The 25,639-nt window shown below is 63.6% G+C and carries 23 protein-coding genes; 8 read left to right on the top strand and 15 right to left on the bottom strand.

The window, feature by feature from the left end:
* Positions 1-65 precede the first annotated feature (65 nt).
* The gene (locus tag P1U55_RS01210; protein ID WP_301045641.1) at positions 66-962 is read left to right on the top strand and encodes a hypothetical protein; all 897 of its coding nucleotides are present in this window, start codon (positions 66-68) and stop codon (positions 960-962) included.
* Positions 963-1,154: 192 nt separating this feature from the next.
* Here P1U55_RS01210 and P1U55_RS01205 read toward each other — a convergent pair whose 3' ends face one another.
* Entirely contained in the window at positions 1,155-1,613 is a 459-nt protein-coding gene (locus P1U55_RS01205; protein ID WP_301045640.1) for a GatB/YqeY domain-containing protein, read from the bottom strand.
* A 221-nt stretch (positions 1,614-1,834) separates the two neighbouring features.
* Between P1U55_RS01205 and carA the strand changes: the two genes are divergently transcribed.
* Both carA and P1U55_RS01195 read left to right on the top strand, forming a co-directional pair.
* Complete coding sequence (carA, locus tag P1U55_RS01200; protein WP_301045639.1) at positions 1,835-2,998, top strand: glutamine-hydrolyzing carbamoyl-phosphate synthase small subunit; 1,164 nt, start codon at positions 1,835-1,837, stop codon at positions 2,996-2,998.
* A 159-nt stretch (positions 2,999-3,157) separates the two neighbouring features.
* A complete protein-coding gene (locus tag P1U55_RS01195; protein ID WP_301045638.1) occupies positions 3,158-5,197 on the top strand; it encodes a glycosyltransferase in 2,040 nt (679 codons plus the stop codon).
* Between the two features lie 27 nt (positions 5,198-5,224).
* Here the strand turns inward: P1U55_RS01195 and P1U55_RS01190 are convergent, their stop codons facing one another.
* Complete coding sequence (locus P1U55_RS01190; protein ID WP_301045637.1) at positions 5,225-5,863, bottom strand: GntR family transcriptional regulator; 639 nt, start codon at positions 5,861-5,863, stop codon at positions 5,225-5,227.
* Positions 5,864-5,977: 114 nt separating this feature from the next.
* On the opposite strand from P1U55_RS01190, the gene P1U55_RS01185 reads away from it, so the two are divergent.
* Both P1U55_RS01185 and P1U55_RS01180 read left to right on the top strand, forming a co-directional pair.
* On the top strand, positions 5,978-6,625 hold the full coding sequence (locus tag P1U55_RS01185) for a pyrimidine 5'-nucleotidase (RefSeq protein WP_301045636.1): 648 nt from the start codon (positions 5,978-5,980) through the stop codon (positions 6,623-6,625).
* Between the two features lie 245 nt (positions 6,626-6,870).
* Positions 6,871-8,052 carry an FAD-dependent monooxygenase gene (locus P1U55_RS01180; RefSeq protein ID WP_301045635.1) on the top strand — a complete coding sequence of 394 codons (1,182 nt, stop codon included), beginning with the start codon at positions 6,871-6,873 and terminating at the stop codon, positions 8,050-8,052.
* Here the strand turns inward: P1U55_RS01180 and P1U55_RS01175 are convergent.
* From P1U55_RS01175 to P1U55_RS01160, 4 genes are all read right to left on the bottom strand, one after another.
* Positions 8,049-9,176: an aminotransferase class V-fold PLP-dependent enzyme gene (locus tag P1U55_RS01175; protein WP_301045634.1), complete on the bottom strand. Its 1,128-nt coding sequence runs from the start codon at positions 9,174-9,176 to the stop codon at positions 8,049-8,051. The two genes, P1U55_RS01180 and P1U55_RS01175, sit on opposite strands and share 4 nt — an antisense overlap.
* A gap of 73 nt (positions 9,177-9,249) precedes the next feature.
* A complete protein-coding gene (locus tag P1U55_RS01170; RefSeq protein WP_301045633.1) occupies positions 9,250-10,074 on the bottom strand; it encodes a universal stress protein in 825 nt (274 codons plus the stop codon).
* Between the two features lie 89 nt (positions 10,075-10,163).
* Complete coding sequence (locus P1U55_RS01165; RefSeq protein WP_301045632.1) at positions 10,164-10,622, bottom strand: Lrp/AsnC family transcriptional regulator; 459 nt, start codon at positions 10,620-10,622, stop codon at positions 10,164-10,166.
* Positions 10,619-11,074 carry an Lrp/AsnC family transcriptional regulator gene (locus tag P1U55_RS01160; protein ID WP_301045631.1) on the bottom strand — a complete coding sequence of 152 codons (456 nt, stop codon included), beginning with the start codon at positions 11,072-11,074 and terminating at the stop codon, positions 10,619-10,621. Before P1U55_RS01160 ends, P1U55_RS01165 begins: the two co-directional genes overlap by 4 nt.
* 134 nt (positions 11,075-11,208) lie before the next feature.
* On the opposite strand from P1U55_RS01160, the gene ilvC reads away from it, so the two are divergent.
* The 3 genes from ilvC to P1U55_RS01145 all read left to right on the top strand — a co-directional run bounded on the left by ilvC (position 11,209) and on the right by P1U55_RS01145 (position 14,189).
* The gene (gene ilvC / locus P1U55_RS01155) at positions 11,209-12,231 is read left to right on the top strand and encodes a ketol-acid reductoisomerase (RefSeq protein WP_301045630.1); all 1,023 of its coding nucleotides are present in this window, start codon (positions 11,209-11,211) and stop codon (positions 12,229-12,231) included.
* A gap of 53 nt (positions 12,232-12,284) precedes the next feature.
* Positions 12,285-12,908: a GNAT family N-acetyltransferase gene (locus P1U55_RS01150; protein ID WP_301045629.1), complete on the top strand. Its 624-nt coding sequence runs from the start codon at positions 12,285-12,287 to the stop codon at positions 12,906-12,908.
* Between the two features lie 366 nt (positions 12,909-13,274).
* Positions 13,275-14,189 (top strand): DMT family transporter, encoded by a 915-nt coding sequence (locus P1U55_RS01145; RefSeq protein WP_301045628.1) that lies wholly within the window; start codon positions 13,275-13,277, stop codon positions 14,187-14,189.
* Position 14,190: 1 nt separating this feature from the next.
* Here the strand turns inward: P1U55_RS01145 and glmM are convergent, their stop codons facing one another.
* The 9 genes from glmM to P1U55_RS01100 all read right to left on the bottom strand — a co-directional run bounded on the left by glmM (position 14,191) and on the right by P1U55_RS01100 (position 25,512).
* Complete coding sequence (gene glmM / locus P1U55_RS01140) at positions 14,191-15,543, bottom strand: phosphoglucosamine mutase (RefSeq protein WP_301045627.1); 1,353 nt, start codon at positions 15,541-15,543, stop codon at positions 14,191-14,193.
* Between the two features lie 10 nt (positions 15,544-15,553).
* Positions 15,554-16,570, bottom strand: a complete 1,017-nt coding sequence (folP, locus tag P1U55_RS01135) for a dihydropteroate synthase (protein ID WP_301045626.1) — start codon at positions 16,568-16,570, stop codon at positions 15,554-15,556.
* Positions 16,567-17,427 (bottom strand): dihydroneopterin aldolase, encoded by an 861-nt coding sequence (locus P1U55_RS01130; RefSeq protein ID WP_301045625.1) that lies wholly within the window; start codon positions 17,425-17,427, stop codon positions 16,567-16,569. The genes folP and P1U55_RS01130 overlap by 4 nt, the downstream gene beginning before the upstream one ends.
* A 40-nt stretch (positions 17,428-17,467) precedes the next feature.
* Complete coding sequence (locus P1U55_RS01125; protein ID WP_301045624.1) at positions 17,468-18,055, bottom strand: L,D-transpeptidase; 588 nt, start codon at positions 18,053-18,055, stop codon at positions 17,468-17,470.
* 133 nt (positions 18,056-18,188) lie between these two features.
* A complete protein-coding gene (locus P1U55_RS01120) occupies positions 18,189-18,860 on the bottom strand; it encodes a cell wall hydrolase (protein ID WP_301045623.1) in 672 nt (223 codons plus the stop codon).
* A gap of 228 nt (positions 18,861-19,088) precedes the next feature.
* Positions 19,089-21,605, bottom strand: a complete 2,517-nt coding sequence (locus P1U55_RS01115) for a putative PEP-binding protein (protein ID WP_301045622.1) — start codon at positions 21,603-21,605, stop codon at positions 19,089-19,091.
* Between the two features lie 153 nt (positions 21,606-21,758).
* The gene (gene glyS / locus P1U55_RS01110; protein WP_301045621.1) at positions 21,759-23,981 is read right to left on the bottom strand and encodes a glycine--tRNA ligase subunit beta; all 2,223 of its coding nucleotides are present in this window, start codon (positions 23,979-23,981) and stop codon (positions 21,759-21,761) included.
* Positions 23,981-24,562: a DUF6446 family protein gene (locus P1U55_RS01105; protein ID WP_301045620.1), complete on the bottom strand. Its 582-nt coding sequence runs from the start codon at positions 24,560-24,562 to the stop codon at positions 23,981-23,983. The genes glyS and P1U55_RS01105 overlap by 1 nt, the downstream gene beginning before the upstream one ends.
* Positions 24,559-25,512, bottom strand: coding sequence for a glycine--tRNA ligase subunit alpha (locus P1U55_RS01100; RefSeq protein WP_301045619.1), 954 nt, complete (start codon positions 25,510-25,512; stop codon positions 24,559-24,561). The genes P1U55_RS01105 and P1U55_RS01100 overlap by 4 nt, the downstream gene beginning before the upstream one ends.
* Between the last annotated feature and the right edge of the window lie 127 nt (positions 25,513-25,639).

Below are 25,639 nucleotides of genomic sequence, written 5' to 3'. Positions count from 1 at the left end.
CCAGCGCCCTCTCGGGCCACCTCACGAGGCTTTTCACCACGCCGCCCACGCGCTAAGGCAACGCCATGGCCCAGCATCCCGCCACACCCAAAGCCAAACGCCTCGCCCTGCGCGCCGCCGCCGCGTTGCTCGGCCCCCGCACGGCCAGCCGCCTGCTGCACCCCACACCTTCCGAGCAAGCCGCCCTCACCCTGCGCGCCACCCCCCGCCAAACCGCGCCCGCCAACCCCACCGTCACCTTCCTGATCCCGCTGGTCGGGCGCCACCACGTTTCGGATTGGTCCGCCGTCGAGGCCCGCCTCACCGCCACCCTCGCCAGCTTCACCGCCCAAACCGCGCCCAACTGGCAAGCGGTGATCTGCGGCCAGGATGCGCCCTCACTCCCCGACGATCCGCGCTTCACCTTCCTGCCCTTCACCGAACCGACCAAGGGCAACGACAAATGGCGCAAGCTCGCACAGCTCTCGGCCACCCTGCCGCGCCTGCCCCATGGCTACGCCATGCCATTTGATGCCGATGATCTGCTCGCCCCCACCGCCGTGGCCGAAATGACCGCGCGCAAAAGCGCCTCCGGGTACCTCGTTACCACCGGATGGGTTTATGATGCGGGCACCAAAGGCCTCGCCCTCGCCTCGCCCCAATCCCTGCGCCAGCCGGGGCAAAAGGCGTTCTGGAAGCTCTGCGGCTCCTGCGCCGCCTTCCGCCACAGCGCCACGGCGGAAGAAGCCGCCTTCCTCACCGCGCTCACCCAGCACGAACACCGGATGTTTCCCTACCTCGCCGCCCTCGCTGGCCGCCGGCTGACCCCGCTGCGCGCCCCCGCCACGCTCTATATCCTCAACCATGGGGAAAATTTCGGCGCCCGCCGAGGCCGCGTGTCGTTCAAAACCCGCTTCGTCACCCGCTTCCCGGCCAAAAACCCAAGCGATGTCCTCGCCCGCTTCCCCATGCTCGCGCCATAAGGCCCCGCTGCATTTTCTTGCTGTAAATATCCAAACACCCCCCCAAGCCCCCGCGCCACGCCGGAGCGGCGCAAAAGGGGTGGGCGGGCGGGCTTTTGGGCCGCTGCGGGGTGGCGTGGGGGCTGTTCCACCGCCCAAAAACACGAAGGGCGGAGCATTGCCCCGCCGCTTCCTTCCTCCCTCAAGGCTCAATCAGACCAGCCGATCCTTTACCATCGGGCCAACCGCGCCAAAATCCATCTGGCCGGTGTAGCGCTCCTTCAGAACGCCCATCACCTTGCCCATGTCGCGGATGCTGCTGGCCCCGGTGCTGGCAATCGCCTCATCTACCGCGGCTGTGATCTGCTTTTGTGAAAGCTGCTGGGGCAGGAATTCCTCGATCACCCCAATCTCCGATAGCTCCTGCTCGGCCAGATCAAGCCGGCCGCCCTCTTCATAGGCGCGCGCGCTTTCCTGGCGCTGCTTCACCATCTTGCCAAGGATCGCCAGCACTTCGCTGTCGCCCACAAGCTCTTCACCGCCCTCGCCGCGCGAGGCGATTTCCTTGTCCTTGATCGCCGCACTGATAAGGCGCAGCGTCGAGAGCCGCTTGGCATCCCGATCCTTCATTGCAACCTTCAAAGCCGCCATGATGCGTGTCCGCATATCCATTGGTATCTCGTCCCCATTGGGCAAAATCAAGAGCGCACCCTACTGCCCCACCCCGCTTGCCGCAATGCCCGAAGCCACGGCACGGCCAGAAACATCCCCGCGCGCCCAAGTTGCAGGCATCTGCCCTGCAAAAGCCGCATATCCGCCAGCCTCTCTTGACCCCTCGGCCCCATCCCTCTACCTAAGCCCGGATTTACCTCGCACGTCCCAAGGAGTCGCCCATGCCCGGCACCGCATCCGCCCGCCCGACCGCCTGCCTCGCGCTCGCGGACGGGACGCTGTTTTACGGCCACGGTTTCGGCGCGACAGGCCAGCGCGTGGCCGAGCTTTGCTTCAACACCGCCATGACCGGCTATCAGGAAATCATGACCGACCCCTCCTATGCGGGCCAGATCGTGACCTTCACCTTCCCCCATGTCGGCAACACCGGCGTGACCCCGGAAGACGATGAAACCGCCGATCCGGTCGCCGAAGGCATCGTCGTGAAATGGGACCCGACAGAGCCTTCAAACTGGCGCGCCATCGAAACCCTGCAAGACTGGCTCACCAAGCGGGGCCGGGTTGGCATCGGCGGCCTTGATACCCGCCGCCTCACCCGTGCGATCCGCCAGCAAGGCGCGCCGCATGTGGCCCTTGCCCATGATCCCGAGGGCAATTTTGATATCGAAGCGCTGGTCGCCGCCGCCCGCAGCTTTGCCGGGCTTGAAGGCGTAGACCTCGCCCGCGATGTCACCTGCGCGCAAAGCTACCGCTGGGATGAGATGCGCTGGGCCTGGCCCGAGGGCTACACCAAGCGCGAGGGTGACGGTTTCAAGGTTGTCGCCATCGACTACGGCGCCAAGCGCAACATCCTGCGCTGCCTCGCTTCCGCAGGCTGCGATGTAACCGTTTTGCCCGCAACCGCAACCGCCGCTGAGGTGCTGGCGCACTCGCCGCAAGGCCTGTTTTTGTCCAACGGCCCCGGCGATCCGGCGGCCACCGGAGCCTATGCGGTGCCAATGATCCAGGACGTGATGGCCAAGGCCGATATCCCGGTCTTTGGCATCTGCCTCGGCCACCAGATGCTCGCTCTGGCCCTCGGCGCCAAAACCATCAAAATGAACCACGGCCACCACGGCGCAAACCACCCGGTGAAGGACCTGGACACCGGCAAGGTCGAGATTACCTCGATGAATCATGGCTTTACCGTTGATAGCCAAACCCTGCCCGAAGGCGTGCGTGAAACCCACGTATCGCTCTTTGATGGCTCCAACTGCGGCATCGCCCTTACCGATCGCCCGGTGTTCTCGGTGCAATACCACCCCGAGGCCAGCCCCGGCCCGCAAGACAGTTTCTACCTGTTCGAACGCTTCGCCTCTGCCATGCGCGCCCGCGAAACCGCCTGACGCCGCCTGAAACCGGGCAGAAGTCTGTCTCAATTAACGCTTCCTTAACTATGCGCACGCCAAAGTTATCCCCAGCGGGATTGCTGGCCCGCTTTGCGACTGCGCCTGTCGCGGCCCCTTGGTCGTGTCGGGCGGTTCCGGGGAAGGAAGACAGATATCATGCTAGGCCGCCCGCTGCCCGACAGCCGGGACATCGCGCCACCGCCCCTCTCTGAGGCTGCGGCATCCAAGGTGCCTTTGACCCTCGTTGCCTCGCGCAACCGCTCCCTGCCGCCCCCGCCCTCGCGCAGCCCGCTTGGCAAGATCCTTGTGCAAAGCGGCGCGCTTTCTCCGGGCGATCTGCTCACCGCGCTGGCCATGCAACAGCGTGAGGATGCCCGGCTGGGCGAAATCCTGCTCGCCCACGGCATGATCACCCCGCCGGCGCTTATGGCGGGCCTTGCGCAGCAATGGGGCGGGCGGATTATCCACCCGGTTGAAGATCCGCCCGATCCGCGCCTGGTTGATCTTTACGGCCCCGCCAACTGCCTGCGCGATGCGATTCTGCCCTGGCGGCGGCAAGGCTCTTTCACCGTGATCGTCACCGCCCGCCCCCACCTGTTTGCCCGCCACCATGAGGCGCTCACGGCGATGTTCGGGCCGGTGGTCATGGCGCTGGCGCAAGAGGCCGATGTGTTTCGCGCCGTCGAGCAAATCCGCGCCACAAGCCTCACTCACCGTGCCGAAACCATTGTGCCCACCGAAATGAGCTGCCGCGACTATGTGAGCCTGCGCAAACAGCGCGTTGTGCTCGCGCTGCTCCTCGCCGCGCTGGCCGTCACAATCGCCTTCCCGCAGGAGGCCTTTGTGACACTCTGCGCCTGGGCCGTGGTCACGCTGGTGCTGCAACTGGCCCTTAAAAACACCGCCGGGAGCATCGCGCTCTGGCGTCTCTGGGCCGCCCGCCGCGCCCGCCTTCAACAGGTGCGCAACGCCCGCGCCGTGGCCGCCAGCGCCCTCACGGGGGCCGAAACCACAGCCCCCTTCCCCGGCTTCACCTCGCGGCGCGCGCGCCCCGCCATCGCCCGCCTGCCGATGGTCTCTGTCATGGTGCCGCTGTTTCGCGAGGATGAAATCGCCACCCGCCTCGTGGCCCGGCTGGAGCGGCTGACCTATCCCAAGGAACTGCTCGATGTGGTGCTGGTCATGGAGGCCGAGGATGACACCACTCGCGCCATGCTCGCCCGCACCACCCTGCCGCCGTGGATTCGGGTTATCACCGTGCCCGCCGGGGCGGTGCAAACCAAACCCCGCGCCCTCAACTACGCGCTCGAATTTTGCCGCGGCTCGATCATCGGCGTCTGGGATGCCGAAGATGCCCCCGAACCCGAGCAGCTTCACAAGGTCGTCCGCCGCTTTCACGAACGCCCCCGTGAAGTGGGCTGCCTGCAAGGCGCGCTCGATTTTTACAACGCCCGCACCAATTGGCTATCGCGTTGTTTTGCCGTTGAATATGCCAGCTGGTTCCGCGTTGTTTTACCGGGGCTGTCGCGCATGGGGCTGGCCATTCCGCTCGGCGGCACCACCCTGTTTTTCCGCCGTGAGGCGCTGGAAGCGGTTGGCGGCTGGGATGCGCATAACGTTACCGAAGACGCCGATCTCGGGATGCGCCTGGCCCGCATGGGCTACCGCGCCGAACTGGTTGAAAGCACCACCTATGAAGAGGCCAACTGCCGCGCCCTGCCTTGGGTCAAACAACGCTCGCGCTGGCTCAAGGGCTACGCGCTCACATGGGCGGTCCACATGCGCAACCCGTTTCGGCTCTGGCGCGAGCTGGGCGCGTGGAAATTCGCTGGTTTCCAGCTGCTTTTCCTCGGCACCCTGTCGCAATTTCTGCTCGCACCGCTGCTCTGGTCGTTCTGGCTGGTGGCGTTTGGCCTCTGGCACCCGCTGCTTGGCGTGCTGCCACCATGGGCCTTCTGGGCGCTCGGCGGGTTGTTCTTCACCTCCGAACTCAGCACCATCGCCATCGGCATCCTTGGCGTGCGCCAAACCAGGCACAGCGGCCTTGGCAAATGGGTGCCCACGCTGCACCTTTACTACCCGCTCGGGGCACTGGCCTCCTACAAGGCCTTCTACGAGATCGTCACCAAACCGTTCTACTGGGATAAAACCGCCCATGGGCTGCACGATGAAGACCACAGCCATCACCCCGCATAACGCCATTTAAATCAGCGCCTTACCGCCCTATTCCCGTGCGGCATCCAGCTTGAGCCGCTGCTCGAAGGCGGTCGAAATGTGGTGCTTCAGGGCCGCGCCCGCCGCCGCCTCATCGCGCGCTTTCAAGGCATCCACAATCGCCTGATGCTCGGCCAGCGCCGTTTCGCTCCGCCCCTCTGCGGCCAGCGATGTGGTCGCCAGCAAGGCCATCGAGCGGTGCACCAGATCAAGCTGTTGCACCAGGAAGCGATTGTGCGAGGCAAGGTGGATCTGGCGATGAAACCGCCGGTTGGCCCGGCTCAGCGCCGAAGGATCGGCCAGCAGCGCATGGTCCTCCACCACCATATCGCCCAGCACCTTCACCTCTTCGGCGGTGGCATGGCGCGCTGCCAGCCGCGCCGCCAGCGCCTCCAACTCGGCGCGTACAACGTAAAGCTCGGCCAGCTCGTTATGGTCGAGCGCCGCGACAATCAGCGAGCGCCCGTCACGGGTGAGCATGCTCTGGGTTTCCAGCCGTTGCAGCGCCTCGCGGATCGGGGTGCGCGACACGCCAAACCGCTCGGCCAGCTCACTTTCCACCAGCCGGTCGCCGGGCTTGTAAAGCCCCACGTCAATCGCATCGAGGATCAGCGCATAGGCGTCCTTCTGGCTGGTTTGTCTCGACATTCACTTCCCTCGTCGCTGTTGCCGCGCGAGCCTAAGCGCCCCACCCCCCTGCTGGCAAGGCGCGGCTTGCCGCAGCCCATTGCATCCTGCGAGCTGCGCGCCTAGCGTCGCGCCATGCCACATGCCCACCTCTTCTCTCACGTCGCCACCTGGGTCTTTGATCTCGACAATACCCTCTACCCCCCCGAGGCGCGGCTGTTTGACCAAATCGAGGTGCGGATGACCGCCTGGGTCATGCAGGCTCTTGGCATCGCACAGCCCGAGGCCGACCGCCTGCGCAAGGACTATTGGGCCAAATATGGCACCACGTTGGCCGGGTTGATGCAGGTTCACGGCGTTGATCCCGCCCCTTACCTGACCGATGTGCACGATATTTCGCTCACCCACCTCAAGGCGGACCCGGCCCTTGCCGCCGCCATCACTGCCCTGCCCGGTCGCAAGATCGTTTTCACCAACGGCTCCGAGCCTTACGCCCGCCGGGTGCTCAAGGCGCGTGGCTTGCAAGACACCTTCGATGCGGTTTTCGGGGTGGAGCATGCGGGCTTTCGCCCCAAGCCCGAGCGCGCCGCCTTTGAAACCATCTTTTCCGCCGCAGGGGTGGAGCCGGGGCAAGCCGCGATGTTTGAGGATGATCCGCGCAATCTTGCAGCACCTCACGCGATGGGGATGCGCACCGTTCATGTGGCGCCCACGCCCGCCCCGGCCGATCACATCCACCATCACACGGCGGATCTCACCGGCTTCCTGTCGCGCCTCTCCTGATCGGGCCGCACGGTGCTTGCCCCGCCAAACCGCGCTTGCCCCGCCAAGCAACGCTCGCCCGGTTAACCCGTCGTCGTTTTGCATAAACGCATGTGCATGGGGTGTGCATCCCTTGTGCATCTCTTGTGGCCTGCACAAATTCGCGGTTAACGGCCCTGAGCGAACCCGCGCAACGGTATTTCTGCAAAGCCCCTGCGCCCAGATGCCGCTTGTCCAACCCGCCCCCTTCGCCCTACACCTGACGCATGTCACGGACCCAAACCGATATCCTCATCGCCGGGGGCGGCATCGCCGGCCTCACCGCCGCCGCAGCCTTTGCGCAAAGGGGTTACAGCGTCACCCTGGTGGCTCCCAAAGCGCCCCTGCGCGATGATCGCGGTGACCTGCGCTCAACCGCCTTTCTTGACCCGGCCATCACCCTCTTCGAGGAGGCTGGCCTTTGGTCCCACCTCGCCCCACATGCCCAGCCGCTCCAGCAATTGCGCATCGTTGATACCACCGGTTGGCCCCCCGAAATCCGCGATAGCCGCACCTTCGTTTCGCAGGATGAAGGCACCCCTCCGCTGGCCCAGAACCTGATGAACTGGCGTATCGCCGATGTGCTGCTAAGTGACTTGGAAGAAAGAGAAAATGTCACGCTTCTCTGGGGCAGCACCCTCACCGGGCTCACCCTTCGCGAGGCCCATGCCATCGCCCGTTTGTCGAGCGGTGAGAGCCTTGAAGCCCGCCTTGTGATCGGGGCGGACGGGCGCGAATCTGGCACCCGCAGGCTTGCCGGGATCGACGCCCAGATCAACCGGTTCGGACAAAAGGCGCTGGCCTTCACGGCCACCCACCCCGAGCCGCATCATGATGTATCGACCGAGGTCTATAACCAGGGCGGCCCCTTCACGCTCATCCCCCTCCCCGATCACGCTGGCAGCCACGCCTCCGCTGTCGTCTGGATGACCCCCGGGCCCGAAACCGCGCGCCTGCAAGCCCTTGACGATGAAGCATTTTCGCAAGAGGCCACCACCCGCTCTGCCAATGTGTTCGGCCCGCTCACGCTGGCCTCTGGCCGCGCCACCTTCCCGATCGTCACACTAAAGGCCAAGCACCTCACCGCGCAGCGTGTCGCCCTCGTGGCCGAGGCGGCGCATGTGATCCCGCCGATCGGGGCGCAGGGGCTGAACACCTCGTTGAACGATATCGCCGCCTTGGTCGAGGCCGTTAAACCGGGGCAGCTTGGCACCCGTCAACACCTTGATGCCTATGAAAAATCCCGCGCCAGCGATATCGCCGCGCGGGTTGGGGCCATTGGCCTTTACAACCGCCTCACCCGCTCCGGCCTGCCGCCGCTGCAAGGGTTGCGGTTGGCGGGCCTGCGAGCGGTGGCAGATATCGCCCCGCTCCGCCGCCGCGTCATGGACGCCGGAATGGGGCGCTAAAGCACCTTCTCCAGCACCTTGGCGAGGCGGCTTACGGTAGCATCAACATCGGCCAGCTTATCAAGGCCAAAAAGACCGATGCGGAAACTCTTGTAGTTGGCCCCTTCGTCGATCATCAGCGGCACCCCGGCGGCAATTTGCACCCCTTCGGCGGCAAAGGCCCGCCCGGTCTGCAGCTCGGCGTTTTCGGTGTAAACAACCACCACGCCCGGCGCCTCAAACCCTTGCGCTGCAACGCTTTTCAGGCCCTTTTGCGCCAAGAGTGCGCGGGCTTTGTCACCCAGGTCTTGCTGGCGGGTTTTCAGGACATCAAGGCCAATCTCCTGGCTTTCCTTCAGCGCATTGCGGAACACGCGTAGGCTGTCTGTGGGCATGGTCGCGTGGTAAGCATGGCCCCCCGCCTCATAGCTCTGCATGATCGCCAGCCAACGGCCCAGATCGCAGGCAAAACTATCGGATTTGGTCTCGGCCACCTTCTCCTCGGCCCGCGCCGAGAGCATGACCAACCCAGCCGAAGGCGGCGCCGACCAGCCCTTTTGCGGCGCCGAGATCAACACATCGACGCCAAGCGCCTCCATATCTACCCAAATGCAGCCCGATGCGATGCAATCCAGCACCAGCAAACCGCCCACAGAGTGCACGGCCTCGGCCAGCGCCGCAATGTACTCATCCGGCAGGATCATCCCGCTCGCGGTTTCAACGTGGGGGGCAAAAACCAGCGCCGGGGCTTCTGATTTGATGGCGGCGACGACCTCTTCAATCGGGGCCGGAGAGAACGGTGCCTGAGGGTCATTGCCCTCGCGCCGCGCCTTCATCACATGCTCATCGCTGGGGATGTTCCCCGCGGCAAAAATCTGGCTCCAGCGGTAGGAGAAAAAACCATTGCGGATGACCATGACGGCTTCGTCCCTGGCCAGTTGGCGCGCGACGGCTTCCATCGCATAGGTGCCGCCGCCCGGCACCACGGCCACCGCATGTGCGTTGTAGGCGGCTTTCAGGCCTGCGGAGATATCGCGCATAACCTCCTGAAATGCCTTGCTCATATGGTTGAGGGACCGGTCCGTAAACACCACCGAGAACTCCAGCAACCCATCCGGGTCGATATCTCCACGCAATGCGCTCATTGGTCAATCCTCCGGTTTTGACTGGGCTTTCCTAGCCCCTGCTGCGGCCATTTGGAATAGCCCGGATCGCGGCTCAGCGCCGCACAACGATCACATCGCAGGGCGGATTGCGGATGACGCTTTCGGTGAAATGCCCCAAAAGTGACGGCACAAATGCCGCTCGGCCATGGGCACCGATGGCGATCAGATCGGGCTTGAAGCGGTTGATTTCCTGCCCAAAGCTGGCGGTCAGCCCGCCCACCACGGGCATCGGCTTCACCAGGCCCTCGGGAAGGTCTGCCTCAGACCACCAGGCCTCAAGCGAGGTTTCCGCATCTTTTACGAAGGGCACCAGCGCCTTGGGGCCTCCGCCCGGCACCCGAGTAAGGCCTTGATAAGGCACATGAACGGCGTGGAAGGCCGCCATTTCCGCCTTGGGGGCGATCTGGCGCGCCTTGCGGGCGGCAGCGGCGCAGGCGGGCGACAGATCAACACCGCAGAGCACACGCTCATAGCCATTTTCCGTAGGGTCCCGCACCAGAAGCACCGGAATTTCGGTGGCCCGCACAATGCGCTCCATCGTCGTGCCGTGGAAAATATCCCAGATCGGCCGCTCACGGTGCTGGCCAAGCACAACGAGATCGGCCTTAACCCGGTCAGCGCGGGCCAGAACGGTGGCAACGGGTTCCCCCACCTCTACGATCACCTCAGCGCTATAGCTGGAAATGGACTTGCACACCTCGTCCAGCCCGGCTTTCGCTTCCGCAGCCATCTTGGTGGCAAGGCTGCCGGGCAGGTCATCGTCAACCACCGAACAGATCACAAGCCGCGCTCCACTGGCCTCAGCAAGGGCGTAACCGCAGTGCAGCGCAAGGTCGGAACGCGGGGATAGATCGGTTGCGACGAGAATAGCCTTCATGAAGCCCTCCAACACTTGATACTCCCTAAATATATGGGGATTTCAGGCGCTGCGAACAAGGCCGCCAAATGCCGCATCGACCCTTATTTTCAAAGCGGTCCGGGCCGTCTCTCCTCGGTCAACAGCACGTTGGCTTCCACGTTGCCAACCCCCGGCAGCGCCATCACCCGCCGCCGCAAAACGCGCTCAAAATCGGCCAGATCGCGCGCGGTCACACGCAGGCGATAATCGTAAAGCCCAAGCACATATTCCACCGATTGCACCTCGGGGATAGCGCTGACCGCCCGCTCGAACACCTCCAGCGAGACCAGCGCCTTGGTGGCCAGTTTGACCCCCAGAAACACCGTCACGCCAAAGCCCAGCTTCTCGGCATCCAACCTTAACCGCCGCCCCGAAATGGCCCCGGCCTCTGTCAGCCGCTTGATCCGCCGCCACGCTGCCGGCTGCGACAGGCCCAGCTTGCGCCCGACGGCCCCGGCACTTTGCCGACCATCCGCCTGCAAGGCCGCCAGAATTTTCCAATCAATGTCATCCAGGGCGAGGGTCATACCGGCAGCGCCTCTTCAGTCTTGATCCGGCTCACATGCATCAGCGCTTCGATTTCGGCGATATGGGGCAGCGCGATGATCTTGTCGCGATAGATCTGCGCCCAGTGGCTCATATCCCGCGCGATCACCTCAAGGCGCACGTCAACGCGGCCAAGGAAGGTTTGAATTTCGGTCACTTCGCGCAGCTCGCGCGCGGCGTTAAGGAATTCATCGAAGGCGCGTGGTAGGGTTTTGTCGAGCGTGAATCTCAGTGAAACCCTCACCGCAAAGCCAAGCCGCTCCCAATCAATCACCGCCTCCTGGCCCCGGATCACGCCTTCGCGCTCCATGCGCTCAACCCGCCGCCACGCCTTTTGCGGCGACAGGCCCACGCGCTCGGCCAGTTCGGCGGCTCTCAGGGTTGGTTCGGCCTGAAGGTGCCGCAGGATGCGCCTGTCGTGATCGTCAAGCATGATATTTCCGCCCGTTAGCCCATTCGTGAATGACTTTTTCACTCATGCGGCTGCAAACGTCAATTCCCCTCTCCCCTTTGCGGCCCCGCAGGGCTACAAACCGCGCCAATGAAACCACTCCTGGAGGGACCATCATGCGCGTTTATTATGACCGCGATTGCGATATCAACCTGATCAAAGACAAAAAAGTAGCCATCCTCGGCTACGGTTCCCAAGGCCACGCCCACGCGTTGAACCTGCGGGACTCCGGCGCGAAAAACCTCGTCGTCGCCCTGCGCGAAGGCTCCCCCTCCGCCAAGAAGGCCGAAGGCGAGGGCCTCAAGGTGATGGGCATTGCAGAAGCCGCCGCCTGGTGTGATCTGATGATGTTCACCATGCCCGACGAGCTTCAGGCCGAGACCTGGAACAAATACGTCAAGGACAACATCCGTGAAGGGGCCGCGATTGCCTTTGCCCACGGCCTCAACGTCCACTTCGGCCTGATCGAAGCGCCCAAAGGTGTTGATGTGATCATGATGGCCCCCAAGGGCCCCGGCCATACCGTGCGCGGCGAATACACCAAAGGCGGCGGCGTGCCCTGCCTCGTGGCCGTTGACAATGACGCCTCCGGCAAGGCGCTGGAAATCGGCCTGTCCTACTGCTCCGCCATTGGTGGCGGTCGCTCGGGCATCATCGAAACCAACTTCCGCGAAGAGTGCGAAACCGACCTCTTCGGCGAGCAGGCCGTGCTTTGCGGTGGCCTTGTCGAGCTGATCCGCATGGGCTTTGAAACTCTCGTGGAAGCCGGTTACGCCCCCGAAATGGCGTACTTCGAGTGCCTGCACGAGGTGAAGCTGATCGTGGACCTGATCTACGAAGGCGGCATTGCCAACATGAACTACTCGATCTCGAACACCGCCGAATATGGTGAGTATGTTTCCGGCCCGCGCATCCTGCCTTACGAAGAGACCAAGGCCCGCATGAAGGCCGTGCTGACCGACATCCAATCGGGCAAGTTCGTGCGCGACTTCATGCTTGAAAACGCCGTTGGCCAGCCGTCCTTCAAGGCGACCCGCCGCATCAACGACGAGCACAGCATCGAAGCGACCGGCGAAAAGCTCCGTGGCATGATGCCCTGGATCTCGGCAGGCAAGATGGTCGACAAAGAGCGCAACTGATTTATAAGGATAGCCCCGGCAGAAGCGCCGGGGCTGTCTTGCTGTCTGGTGTCATGAACGAGTTTCCAAAGATAGAGCTGCGCGTCGCCACGCCGCGCGAGCGCCCGGCCATCGAAGCCGCCTGCCGCGAAACCTGCGACCGGCACGTGGCAAAGCTGCCGTTCGCGTTTCCAGCCAACACCTTCGAATTTTTTCACGGAAAATACATCGCCTCATGCTTCACCACGCCTGAAGGGCGCGACAGAAACGCCGCCGGCACAATTCAGGCGGCATTCCACGACGGTGAGTTCGCCGGCTACGTCATACTGGTGCAATCCAGTCTAGGCGGCAGCGGGCTAGAGATATTCGACATCCACGTCTTTGCGCCCCACCGCAGAAAGGGAGTTGGCCGCGCGCTGATCGAATGGTGCGAACACCGGGTCAAGATTCTGGACGCGCAAAACCTGCACGCGACGGCATGGATGCTTGAAGACGACCGCGAGGCTTTCTTTGAGGCTGCGGGCATGATGAAACTTTGCGAGGTCTTTAGAGCCGGGCCAGATCAGCCCGCTTGGCCCTATGTGTCTCCTGAGGAAATGCCGGAAAACCGCCCCAGCTGGGTTCATCGGGCATTGCGCGAACCACAAATATTGTGGGGTATTATCGTCATGCTGGCGATTGCCTTGGCCGCAACCTGACATCTTGAATGACCGCCAAACACCTGCACTAACGCAAACACCGTCGCTGCAGACCAAATGCGCGTGTCGGGCCTAGACATGAATGGGGCATACGCTGTTGCGTGAGGCCCTCCACCATTCCCGGTGCTATCCTGAGGAACGTCTGCAAAGGCTGACCTCGTAGCGCCCATGCGATGGCTCCCCTCGTTGTATATGCTCCTTCCTCTCCTCAGCCTGCGCCTCGCTGCATTGCGGCGAAGGGCGGGCCGCGTCGCAGCATAGCCTTTGATCAACCCCCCCCTGACTTGCAGCAAACTGCCCACTTTCGCGGCAGCGCGAAGCCAGCTAAGGCTGTCCCACCCTTCCCCACCCGCATCAAGAGGCCCCATGCAGACCACCCCCGAGATTACGGCCCGCAGTTGGGCGATGATCGCCACCCTCGGCCTTGTCTGGGGCGGCACGTTCATGGTGCAGAGCATTGCGCTTGAAACCACGCCGCCCTTTTGGGTTGCCTCGGCACGCATCGGCTTTGCCGCGCTGCTCACCGGCGTGGTCTGGCGGCTGCGTGGCGGGCGGATGTTCACCACCGATCAAACCGATTGGCCGAAGCTGGTGATCGTCGCGCTTCTATCTTCCGCCGTGCCGTTCATGTGCTTGAGTTGGGGCCAGCAGTTTGTGCCCTCGGCCTTTGCCGGGGTGTCCATGGCCACGGTGACGCTGTTCATCCTGCCGCTGGCGCATCTGTTCATCCCCGGCGAGCGGATGACGTGGCGGCGCGTTGTGGGCTTTATTCTGGGCTTCATCGGAGTCGCGGTGTTGATCGGCCCCGCCGCGCTGGCCTCCACCGGGGATCCGCTTGAGGGCTGGGGGCGGTTGGCCTGCCTTGCGGCGGCGGGGTGCTATGGTGTGTCGTCGATCATGATGCGCCGCCTCCCGCCGATTGACCCGGTTGGCCTCACCTTTGCGGTGGTTGCGATCGGTGCGTTTTTCGTGATCCCGATTGCCGCCGTCACCCATGGCGCACCGGAATATCCCGGCGCCAAGGGGCTCGCGGCCCTTGCGTTGCTTGGCCTTGTGCCCACCGCAGCGGCGAACCTGCTGCGCATCCTCGTGGTGCGCTCGGCGGGGCCGGTTTTCATGAGCCTGACCAACTACCTGGTGCCGCTGGTCTCAATCCTGTTCGGCTGGGCGGTCCTGAACGAGACGCTGCCGCCAAGCCTGTTTTATAGCATGGCGCTGATCCTCGCAGGCGTGTTCCTGAGCCAGTGGGGCGCGCTGCGCAGGCTCTTCACCCGCAGCTGACTCACGTTGCCTGCAAAGCCGCCTCAACCTCGGCAACGATGCCATCCACCGTTTGCGCAAGCAGGCCTTCGTCCTCGCATTCGGCCATCACGCGGATCAACGGCTCGGTGCCGCTTTTGCGGATCAAAAGCCGCCCTTTGCCCGCCAGATCGGCCTCTGCCGCGGCCAGCTTTTCCTTCACCTGCGTCAGCGAAAGCGGGTCTTGGCCCACCGCGTAGCGCACGTTTTTCAGCATCTGCGGCACCGGATCAAAGCTGCGGGTCAGCGCGCTGGCAGGCTGCCCGGTGCCGACCATCGCCGCCAGAAACTGGATGCCCGCCAGCAGCCCATCACCCGTGGTGGCATAATCGGTCATCACGATATGGCCCGATTGCTCGCCGCCAAGGTTGAAGCCCCCCTCGCGCATCCGTTCCACAACGTAACGGTCGCCCACCGGGGTGCGCTCCAGCCGCAAACCCTGGCCTTCAAGGAAGCGCTCAAGGCCAAGGTTGCTCATGACCGTGGCAACCAGCGACCCGCCCTTCAGAATGCCCAAGTCGCCCCAGCGTGCGGCCATCAGCGCCATCAGTTGATCGCCATCGGCGATTGCGCCGTTTTCGTCGATGATCATCACGCGATCGGCGTCACCATCAAGGCAAATGCCCACATCGGCCCCGTGGGCCACCACCGCATCTGCGGCGGTTTGCGGTGAGGTGGAGCCGCATTTCTCGTTGATATTATACCCGTTTGGCGACACCCCCAGCGGGATCACCTCGGCGCCCAGCTCCCACAGGACTTCGGGCGCGGTTTTATAGGCAGCGCCATTGGCGCAATCGACCACCACCTTCAGCCCGTTGAGCCGCGCGCCCTGCGGAAAGCTCGCCTTGGCCCGCTCAACATAGCGGAAGCGGCCATCGTCGATCCGCTTGGCGCGGCCGATGTTTTCTGCCGAAGCAGGCTCAACCCCCGCCGCAACCAGCGCTTCGATCTCCTCCTCGGCCTCGTCAGAAAGCTTGAAGCCGTCGGGCCCGAAAAACTTGATCCCGTTGTCGTAATGCGGGTTATGAGAGGCCGAAATCATGATGCCCAGATCGGCCCGCATCGACGAGGTGAGGTATCCCACCGCTGGCGTGGGCACCGGACCAAGCAGCAGCACGTTCATGCCGGTGCTGGTCAACCCTGCGGTCAGCGCATTCTCGAACATATAGCCAGAAAGGCGGGTGTCCTTGCCGATCACCACGCGGTGCCCGTTTGAGCCATCGCGGCGGAAGTAGCGCCCGGCGGCGGCCCCCAGCTTTAGCGCCATTTCGGCGGTCATCGGGGCTGTATTGGCCCGCCCGCGCACCCCATCGGTGCCAAATAATGTTCTGCCCATTGCTGCCCCCTCAAAGACCCCACTGCGCCATGGCAAGGCTTAGCCCCTGGCGCGTTTCATCTGCGTCATGCACCCGTAATAGCTGCACCCCCTCCCGCGCGGCAAGCACCGCGAGGGCCAGTGAGCCTGGCATTCGGTCTGACGCGGTGTCAGCTTCGCCGATGGTGCCGATGAACCGCTTGCGCGACACCCCAAGCAGCACCGGGCACCCCAATGAATGAAACAGGGAAAGGCGGGCCAGCAAGGCGAGGTTGTGCTCCACCGTCTTGCCAAAGCCGATTCCGGGATCGGCAATGATCCGCCCGCGATCAATCCCGGCGGCCTCGGCGGCGGCGATCTGGTTGGCAAGGTGGTCATACACATCGAGCACCACATCCTGGTAGCGCGGGTTGTGCTGCATGGTGTCGGGCGTGCCTTGGCTGTGCATCAGGCAGATCGGTGCATTGGCCTTTGCGGTGATCTGGGCGATCTTGGGATCATAGCGCATGGCGGACACATCGTTGACCATATCCGCCCCCGCCGCCAGCGCAGCTTCGGCCACGGCGGCCTTGCGGGTATCAACCGAGATGGGCGTGCTCACCCCTTCACGCCGCAGCGCGGCAATCACCGGGCAGGTGCGGGCAATCTCTTCGGCCACCGGCACCTCTGCGGCGCCGGGGCGCGTGCTTTCGCCACCGATGTCGAGCATGTCCGACACCCGCGCCATGCGCCGCGCCTCGGCAACCGCCGCCTCCGGCCCATCAAACCGCCCCCCGTCAGAAAAGCTATCGGGTGTGACGTTGAGGATCGCCATGATGCGCGGGCGATCCATGGACAGGCCCGCCACATCCTTGCGCGGCGCGGTAAGGGCGTGGCGCTCGGCCTCGGTGAGGGCAGTCACAGGCTGCACCGTTGGGGCCGCGTTGCGCGCCAGCACTTCAACGTGGGTGAACCGCCCCCAGCCATTTGCGAGCGTCAGCGCGCCCTCCGGGCGGGCGGGGTCGACCATCACGAGGGGGCGGATATAGCGGTGCGGCGCGGCCATCATGGGGCAAGCTCCAGCCTGTCGGGACTGTTCCCACCCAGCGCCAGAAACTGCGAGGCATTGACGCGGGCGGCAAACCAGCGGGCAAGGTCTTCGGCCCCGCCCGAAGGCACATCTACGCCCGCGAGCACCATTTTTGAAGGGGCCCATACCGCCAGATTGCCCCGAGCGATGCACCAACTCAGCTCGCTGCGCGATCCGGCCACCACACAGCGCGCATCGCGCCCCGCCAAAACCCAGGCGTTTTGCTCCATCGAAAGCAAGGCAACCCGCGCCGAAGCCTGCTCGCCCAACGCCTCTGGCCGCTCTGCGGCATCGGGGGCCAGTATCACAGGCTGCCCCGCCACGGCACATTGTTCCAGCCACCCGCCAAGCCGGGCATCGCCCAGGGCGGCGCTGCTGACAAACACCACAACAGGGCGCTTTAGGTCATGCGCCAACTCGGCCCGCGTTTCACCCCGGCCGCGCACGATCTCAACGCCCAGGGTGTAATCGCCGCGATCAAGCTTTTGGATCCGGATGAAAACCCGCGCAGCCCTCGGCTCTTTCAAAACCGTTGCCGCCACCCGCTCGGCCAGCGTTTCCAGCAACTCAAGGCGCTCGGCCTTCAAGGCACCGTCAATCGCATCAACAAGCGTGTCATAGCTGACGATCCGGTCAACATCGTCGTCCAGCGGCGCCTCTCCGAGGACGACCTCGACCACCACGTCAAACTTCAGCCGCTGCTGCTGGCCGCGTTCCTCGTGGTATGCCCCGATCTCGACCTCGCAAACATAGTCTCTCAGGGCGATCCGATCCCTTGCGCCCATCGCTTGGGCGCGGTCCTCCAAAGAAGAAAAGGCGAGGCTGGTTTCATCCATGCCTCGCCTCTTGTCACGGCCCAAAGGGGAGATCAATCACTCAGATGACGCGCACCTGCGTGCCAACCGGCGTCAGCTCGAACAGCTCCGCGATCAGCTCGTTATAGGTGCCAATGCAGCCCGACGAGGAGCGGCGGCCAATTTTGCGTGTGTCGTGAGTGCCGTGGATCAGGTAGGCGGGCCAGCTCAGGTACATCGCGTGGGTGCCAAGCGGGTTATCCGGCCCCGGAGGCATGTAGTGCAGGTTCGGGTCACGCTTCTTCATCGAGGCGGTTGGCGTCCAGTCCGGGCCAACGCGCTTGCGCACGATCTTGGTGTAGCCGGTGCGCTTCATCTCGTCGGTCAGCGGCACCGAGGTGGGATAAACCTTGTAGGTGCTGCCATCGCCCGACCAGAAATGCAGCGCGCGGCTGACCGTGTCGCAAACGATGGTCGCCTTGCCGAGAGTGTCAAAATGGTCGCGCCAATCCTGGCTTTCGAAGGACGAGGTATTGCGGCGCACCGAATCCTGGCTGCGAACCGAATTGGGATCAAGTGTTTCGGCCAGAAGCGGGCTGGCGGCAGCGCTTGCTGTCAAGGCTGCCGTGCCGGCCAGAAGGCCACGGCGGGTGATCATTTTGGGGAACATATGGGCCTCTTGTTTCTGCTGCGCGATTTGGCTTGACCCTATCCGCGCCGCAGGGTCGGATTCCAGTCAAATATGCGTGAAATAGAATGTTTTAGGGCACCGTTGCCTGCAACGCATGGCCACCGCCCGCGCGTCAGGAACGCGGGTGGCGGTAGAAGTAATGCACGCCGATATGCGCGGTGCGCGGGAAGGTGCGGGCCCAGCGCGGGTTCACGGCGTTGGTGTGATAGTGGGTCGCGCCGCCGGTCAGGTTGCGAGGCGCACCTTTCAGCATCAGCCAGGCGATCTTTCCGCTGCGGGCGAAGGCTGCCTTTTCGCGGACCTTGTCCGACAGGCCATCGCAGGTGTAGGTAAACTGGCACTGGTATCGCTTGCCGGTGCCCTGATGGATCACGCCGCACACCGTATTGGGGTAAAGCCCCGATTTGGCCCGGTTCAAGATCACTTCGGCAACCGCAAACTGGCCCTTCACCGTTTCACCGCGCGCCTCGTGGTAGAGCGCTTCGGTGAGGCACTGCCATTCAGCCCCCCCCTTGGTGACAACGGGCTGTTGATCGACCCAACGGCGTGAATAGATAACGGCCACACTGCCCGGTTTGGCGATGGCCCCCTTTGGTGTGGAAGACAACCGCTTGATGCGCTTGCCCGGAACCGCGCGGAAAGCGCGGCGTTCCTGGCCCAGCAAATCGTCGAGCCGGGCGTCAAGCACCGGGTCGGCGGGTGCATCATAATCATTGGGGATCACATCGGTCGGCACGGTTGCCGTTGAGAGGATCACCTCTGCCTTTGCGGGTGTGTGAGCCATGGCCATGCCACAAAAGATGGCGGCCAGCGCGAGGGGGATCCGGCGCAGTCCAAGCATTTCAGTCTCGTTTCAAGCGGCACGTCCCAGGCTCGTGCCAAGCCGAGGAGGGCGATAGCGGATCAAGGCAGGGTCTGTCCAGTGCTTGTCGCCAAGGTGGAAACAATCAGCAGGGAACGGCGTAGATTGGCCGCAGTTTCGTGGATAATATGAGTAAATTTTGTGGAAAACTTACACGATTGGGTCGCGGACCTCATCCATTCTGGAGCGAATCGCCAGGTGCCCGGCGGCCAGTCTGGCGACAGGCACACGGAACGGCGAGCAACTCACATAGTCAAACCCGGCGGCGCGACAGAAGGCGATGGTATCGGGGTCTCCGCCATGCTCACCACAGACCGAAATCGTCACCCCCGGACGTGCAGCGCGGGCACGCTCGGCCCCAAGCATCAAAAGCTCCCCCACACCCTCCTGATCGAGCGTATGGAACGGGTCTTCGGGGAAGACCTGTTGCTGAACATAGGCCCCCATGAAGCGGCCCGCGTCATCGCGGCTCAAACCATAGGTCATCTGGGTCAGATCGTTTGTGCCAAAGCTGAGGAATGTCGCGTGGCCCGCGATATCGCCCGCCCGCAGAGCCGCACGCGGCGTTTCGACCATGACACCGAGGTGATAATCAAACTCGGCCCCTGTTTCATTGTGAACGGCGGCGGCCACGGCATCAATCCGGGTCTTGATCAGCTCAACCTCGCGGCGGGCAGACACGAGCGGCAGCATGATTTCCGGCACCACCGGATCGCCGCTTTTGCCTGCGGCGACCGTGGCTTCAAAGATCGCGCGCGCTTGCATGTCGTAAATCTCGGGCAGGGTCACGCCAAGGCGCACCCCGCGCAGGCCCAGCATCGGGTTGAACTCCGCCAGCGCCTCAACCCGGTGGATCACATCCGAAAGCGGCAGGTCCAGCACCTCGGCCAGCGCCCGCATCCCTTCCCGATCCGAGGGCAAAAACTCATGCAGGGGCGGATCAAACAAGCGGATGCACACCGGCTGGCCCGTCATGATGGAGAACAGCTGGGTGAAATCCTCGCGCTGCATCGGCAAAAGCTGGTCCAGCGCGGCACGGCGATCGGCCTCGCTGTTTGCAAAGATCATCTCGCGCATCACCATCATGCGCCCCTCTTCGAAGAACATATGCTCGGTGCGGCAGAGGCCAATGCCTTCGGCCTTGAACATCCGCGCCGTTTGCGCATCTGCCGGGGTATCGGCGTTGGCGCGAACCCCGATATCGCGCACGTCATCAGCCCAGTTCAGCAAGGATTGGAAGGCCTCGTCGAGCGCCGGTTCGAGCATGTCCACATCGCCCGCCAGCACTCGCCCCGAGGAGCCATCAATTGTCACCGTCTCGCCCTCATGCAAAACCAGCCCCTCGGGGGTGCGCAGGGTTTTGCCACGGGTCGAAAGACGGATGCCAATGGCCCCAACGATGCAAGGCAGCCCAAGGCCACGGGCGATCACCGCCGCGTGTGAGGTCATCCCGCCACGTTCGGTGAGGATGCCGTTGGCCACATGCATCCCGCGAATATCCTCCGGCGTGGTTTCGCGCCGCACCAGAATGCAAGGCTCGCCCTGTGCCGCGCTGGCCTGCGCGGCCTGGGCCGAAAACACCAGTTTGCCCACTGCGGCACCGGGCGAGGCGGCGATCCCGCGCACCAGGGTTTCATGCTTGGCCGTAGGGTTGATTTGCGGGTGCAAAAGCTCTGGCAGGGCGCGTGGCTCAACCCGCAAAACCGCCTCTTCACGGCTGATGATCCCGTCTTCGGCCAAGGCCACCGCGATTTTCAGGGCGGCGCGCGGGCTGCGCGACACCCGCACCGCATCCAGCACCCGCAGCCGCCCCTGCTCAAGGGTAAACTCGATCTCCATTTCCTCGCGCAACCGCGCGCGGCAGATCTCGGCCATTTCTGTCAGCTGGTCAAAGATTTCGGGCTGCTCATCTTCAAGCGACGGGCCACGCTCATCCTTCAGCAGGTAAAGCGCCCCGCCGTTGGCCGATAGCGCATCGCGCAGGAAGCTCTGCCGCAGGTAACGGCCTGAAACGGCGCGCTTGCCGGTCACGCCATCAACAAAGCGGATAACGCCCGAGCCGCTTTCACCGGGGCCAACCCCAAGCGACATTTCCTGCACCACAAGGCCAAGGCCCGCATCGGTGGGGGCGCCACGTGCCTGGCGCAGCAGCCGCGCCGTTGTGCCTTCCCACGCCCGCGCCATTGAGCGAAGCACCTCCAGAAGCTGCACTTTCGGGTCTTGCGGAAAAGGCTCATCGGCCTCTTCTTCATAGGTTTCAAGCACACGCTTCAGGCGCGTCGTCGGGTCATCTTCGCTGAGGTCAAAGGCATCGGCATCGAGGCGGGCGACATGCGCCGCATAGGATTGGATGAACCGCAGATAGAGCATCGAAGCCGCCTCATCGCCCAGCGTTTGGCTGAGCTCCAGATGGCGGTGGTCGTTCATCCCGATGTTCAGGATCGCCCCCGGCCCGCCCCAATCAGGGTCCTGGCTGGAGGGGCGCACGCAGAGCAGAGGTGTGTCACCAAACACGGCCAGCAGCTTGCCCGCGTCAAGGCTGGGGCCGCCCGAAGCGAGCCGGTGAACCTGATCGAAAGACAGCGCCACGGTGCGCGGCACGGGCAACCCCAAGCGGATCAACCGCTGCAAACATTTGGCGCGCCCACCATGGGTGGACCCGTGCATTGGCGCTTCCGGCGTGATTTCCGCATATACGGATATGTTCGCGATTTTCTGCAATGCAGCAATCCCTTCTGCCGGGGGAGCATAGCCTTCATCCGTCATCTGGCAAGAGGACGTTAGGCGCGGGTTAACGCTATCATTCATTCAAGGCTCAAATTAGCCCTCCAAACGCGACAAATCCGCCACTTGGGAGCACACCTGCCGTGTGCGGTGCAGCAGATTGAGCCTGTTGCGACGCAAAACTTCGCTCTCGGCATTCACCTGAACGCCCTCGAAAAAGGCATCAATCGGCGCACGCAGGGCGGCGATGCGGGCCATGGCGGCGGCAAAATCCTCGGCCTTGAGGGCGCTGGCGATGGCGGGTTCGGCGGCATCCAGAGCCGCGAACAGCGCCTTTTCCTCGGCCGCTTCGGCCAGTTTCGCCTCGGGGCCGAAGGAATACTCCACCCCATCAGCCGCTTCCGCCTGACTGAGGATATTGTTGGCGCGTTTGAAGCCCTGAACCAGGTTTTCCCCGTCCTCGGTGCCCAAAAAGGCCTGCAAAGCCTCGGCGCGCGAAACCAGCAGCGTCAGATCATCATTGTGCGGCATGGCAAGGCAGGCGTCGATCACATCATGGCGGATGCCCTGGTCGCGCAGGTGCACCTTCAGGCGATCGTGGATAAAGGCGAGGAGGTCATCAGAGGTGTCAGGCAGATGGGCTGTCACCTGCCCAACCCACGCGGGCGCATCGCCTTCGATCTTGTCAATCAGCGCCCGCACAGCCGCGCCAAACACCCCGTGATGGGCGATTTCGTCCAGTACGGCCGCAAGCAGGGCCTGCTTTTTCTCGTCGCCCTCTTCGATCTCGTGGCGCAGCAGTTGCGCGTCAATCACCCGATCAAGATGCACACGCAACCCGTTGGAAAGCACGAGCCGGATCACCCCCAGAGCGGCGCGGCGCAGGGCGAAGGGGTCTTTGCTGCCGGTCGGCTTTTCGTCGATCGCCCAGAAGCCAGTGAGCGTGTCGAGCTTGTCCGCCAGAGAAACCGCCACCGAAACCGGTGCTGTGGGCACGGAATCCGAGGGGCCGAGCGGTGAGTAGTGCTCCTCACAGGCGATAGCGACCTCATCGGGAAGGCCCGCCGCCTTGCTGTAATAGCGGCCCATAAGCCCCTGAAGTTCGGGGAATTCATAAACCATCTCAGAGCTGAGGTCGGCCTTGGCAACCTTGGCCGCCTGCGTGGCAAGGGCACGATCCGCGCCCACCATCGGGGCCAGCGTTGCGGCAAGGGCGGCGATCCGCTCAATCCGGGCGGCTTGGCTGCCGAGCTTGTTGTGGAAGGTCACGTTTTCCAGCCGCGCGGTCCAGGCTTCTAGCCCTTCGCTTTGGGCAACGCGCAGGTCATTCTCCCAGAAAAACTTGGCATCCGAGAGCCGCGCCGCCAGCACTTTTTGGTTGCCGGCAAGGATAGTTGCGCCCTGGTCGGCGGCCTCCATATTGGCGACGGTCACGAAGCTCACGATCTGGCCCTTGGCGGCATCGCGCACCGAAAAGAACTTTTGATGCTCTTTCATCGAGGTTTGCAGCACTTCCGGCGGCAAGCCGTGGAAATCTTCGGCAACGTCACCCAGCAGCACGACCGGCCACTCAACAAGGCCGGATACCTCGGCGAGCAACCCCTTGTCCTCAACCAGTTGCAACCCCTTGGCAAAGGCCAGTTGTTCGGCGTCATGCGCAATGGTTTCAGCCCGCTCAGCGGCGGACAGGATCACATGGGCGCGCTTCAACTTCGCCTCGTAATCCTCGAAAGAGCTTACCGAAAATGACGCAGGCGCCAGGAAACGGTGGCCTTTGGTGGTGTCACCGGCGCTGATCCCGTCAACCTCCATTGGCACCACATTTGTCCCGGCCTCATCGCTCAAAATGCAAAGGATAGAGTGCAATGGGCGCACCCAGCGCAGGCTGCCCGCGCCCCAGCGCATGGATTTTGGCCACGGGAAGTTGCGAATGGCGGCTTCCAGCACCTCGGCAATGATCTCTTCGGCGGGGCGGCCCGGCTTTTCGATCACCGCAAAAAACACGCGGCCCTTTTTGTCGTCCCGCTCTTCAAGCTGCTCACGGCTGAGGCCGGTTGAGCGCAAAAAGCCCTCCAGCGCCTTTTCGGGGGCGTCTACGCGCGGGCCTTTGCGCTCTTCGCGCGTTGCCGGGCTCATCGCGGGGAGGTCTTCAACCGCAAGCGCCAGGCGGCGCGGCGTTGAAAACGCATGTGCGCCGCCATAGGTCAACCCGGCTTCGACCAGCCCGTCTGTGACCAGCTTTTGCAAGTCCTTCGCGGCCCGTGCCTGCATCCGCGCCGGGATTTCCTCGGAGAAAAGTTCGATGAGAAGATCAGCCATCACTCGCCTTCCTGCGGCATCTCTGCCTCTGTGTCGTCGCTTGCCGCATTGTCGCCCTCGCCCGGTGGGGGTGGGCACCCCGGCGGCGGCGGCTTTCCGTCATACACGGTTTGACCGCATGTGTTGATCTGGTGCCAGATGTAGCCATGCCCGTCCTCGGTGATCGCAACCACCCGGTCGATGCCGTATTCAATGTCTCGCTGGCCAACAAAGGCCAACGCCGCGCCACTTTCCAGCGCCGCGCCAACCACCGCCGCGTCATAGCACTCAAACCAGCCCGGCCCGGTGAGCGGCACCGCGCCCTCATAAGGCTCATAGGTTTCGGTGAGCATCGAATGGCTCATCGGCGTGGTGAAACAGGCCCGGTAGCGGATCGGCGAGCTATCGGCGTCAATCGCTTCGAAGTTCTCTGCGATGATCTCCTCGGGCGCGCCGCTCATCAGCGAGGTCAGCTCTACCGCAGGCGCGTTTTCGGCCAGTTCGACCTCTTCGTAAAAGGCATAAACCTGGAGGTAATAGACCGCCACGCCCACGATGAAGGCTGCCACCACGATGACTCCCGCTGCAATCTTGCCGTTCATTGCGCCGCCGCCGGCTCCGCTTGCCAGCCCCCGGCTTCGGTTTGCACAAAGGCATCCGCACAGGCCTTGGCCAGCGTGCGCACCCGCCCGATATAGGCTTGCCGCTCGGTGACAGAGATCACCCCGCGCGCATCGAGCAGGTTAAAGATATGGCTGGCCTTGATGCACTGGTCGTAGGCGGGATGCGCCATCACGATCCGGCGGCCGGTTTTGGGGTCATCCGCCGGAGCATCAAGGATGCGTTGGCACTCGGCCTCGGCGTCCTTGAAGTGCTGAAACAGCGTGTCGGTATCGGCCAGATCGAAGTTCCAGCGCGAATATTCGCCCTCGGTCTGGCGAAACACGTCGCCATAGCTGAGCGCAATATCCGCCTCGGGATCGTTGTAGGGCATGTCCATCACATGATCGACGCCCAGCACATACATCGCCAGCCGTTCAAGGCCATAGGTCAACTCCCCCGAAACGGGGTGGCAATCATGGCCGCCAACCTGCTGGAAATAGGTGAACTGGCTCACTTCCATCCCGTCACACCACACCTCCCAGCCCAGCCCCCAGGCGCCAAGGGTCGGGCTTTCCCAGTCATCCTCGACAAAGCGGATGTCATGCAGGGCGGCATCAATCCCGATGGCCTTGAGCGAACCAAGATACAGCTCTTGCAGGTCAGGCGGCGAGGGTTTGATCAGCACCTGATACTGGTAATAATGCTGCAAACGGTTGGGGTTATCGCCATAGCGCCCATCGGTGGGGCGGCGGGAGGGCTGCACATAGGCGGCGGCCCATGACTTTGAGCCAAGCGCGCGCAGGGTGGTGGCGGGGTGGAAGGTGCCGGCCCCGACCTCCATGTCATAGGGTTGCAGAATGGCGCAGCCCTTGGCCGCCCAATAGCTCTGCAACCGCAGGATCAATTCCTGAAAGGAACGGGGTTTCTCGGTCGTCTGGGCCTCTGCCATGGGCTTGCTCGCGCCTTTGTTGGTGTGCTCTGCGCTTCAATAGTAGCCTGCCCTGCCCCGGTCAAACCGATTAGCTGTGGCAGGGCTGCACCGCCGCCTTCGCACACGCAAAATTGGGGTGCGCCTG

The sequence above is a fragment of the Vannielia sp. genome, from assembly GCF_029212645.1.
Taxonomy (GTDB): Bacteria; Pseudomonadota; Alphaproteobacteria; order Rhodobacterales; family Rhodobacteraceae; genus Vannielia.
This window is presented reverse-complemented; position numbering and strand designations above follow the sequence as displayed.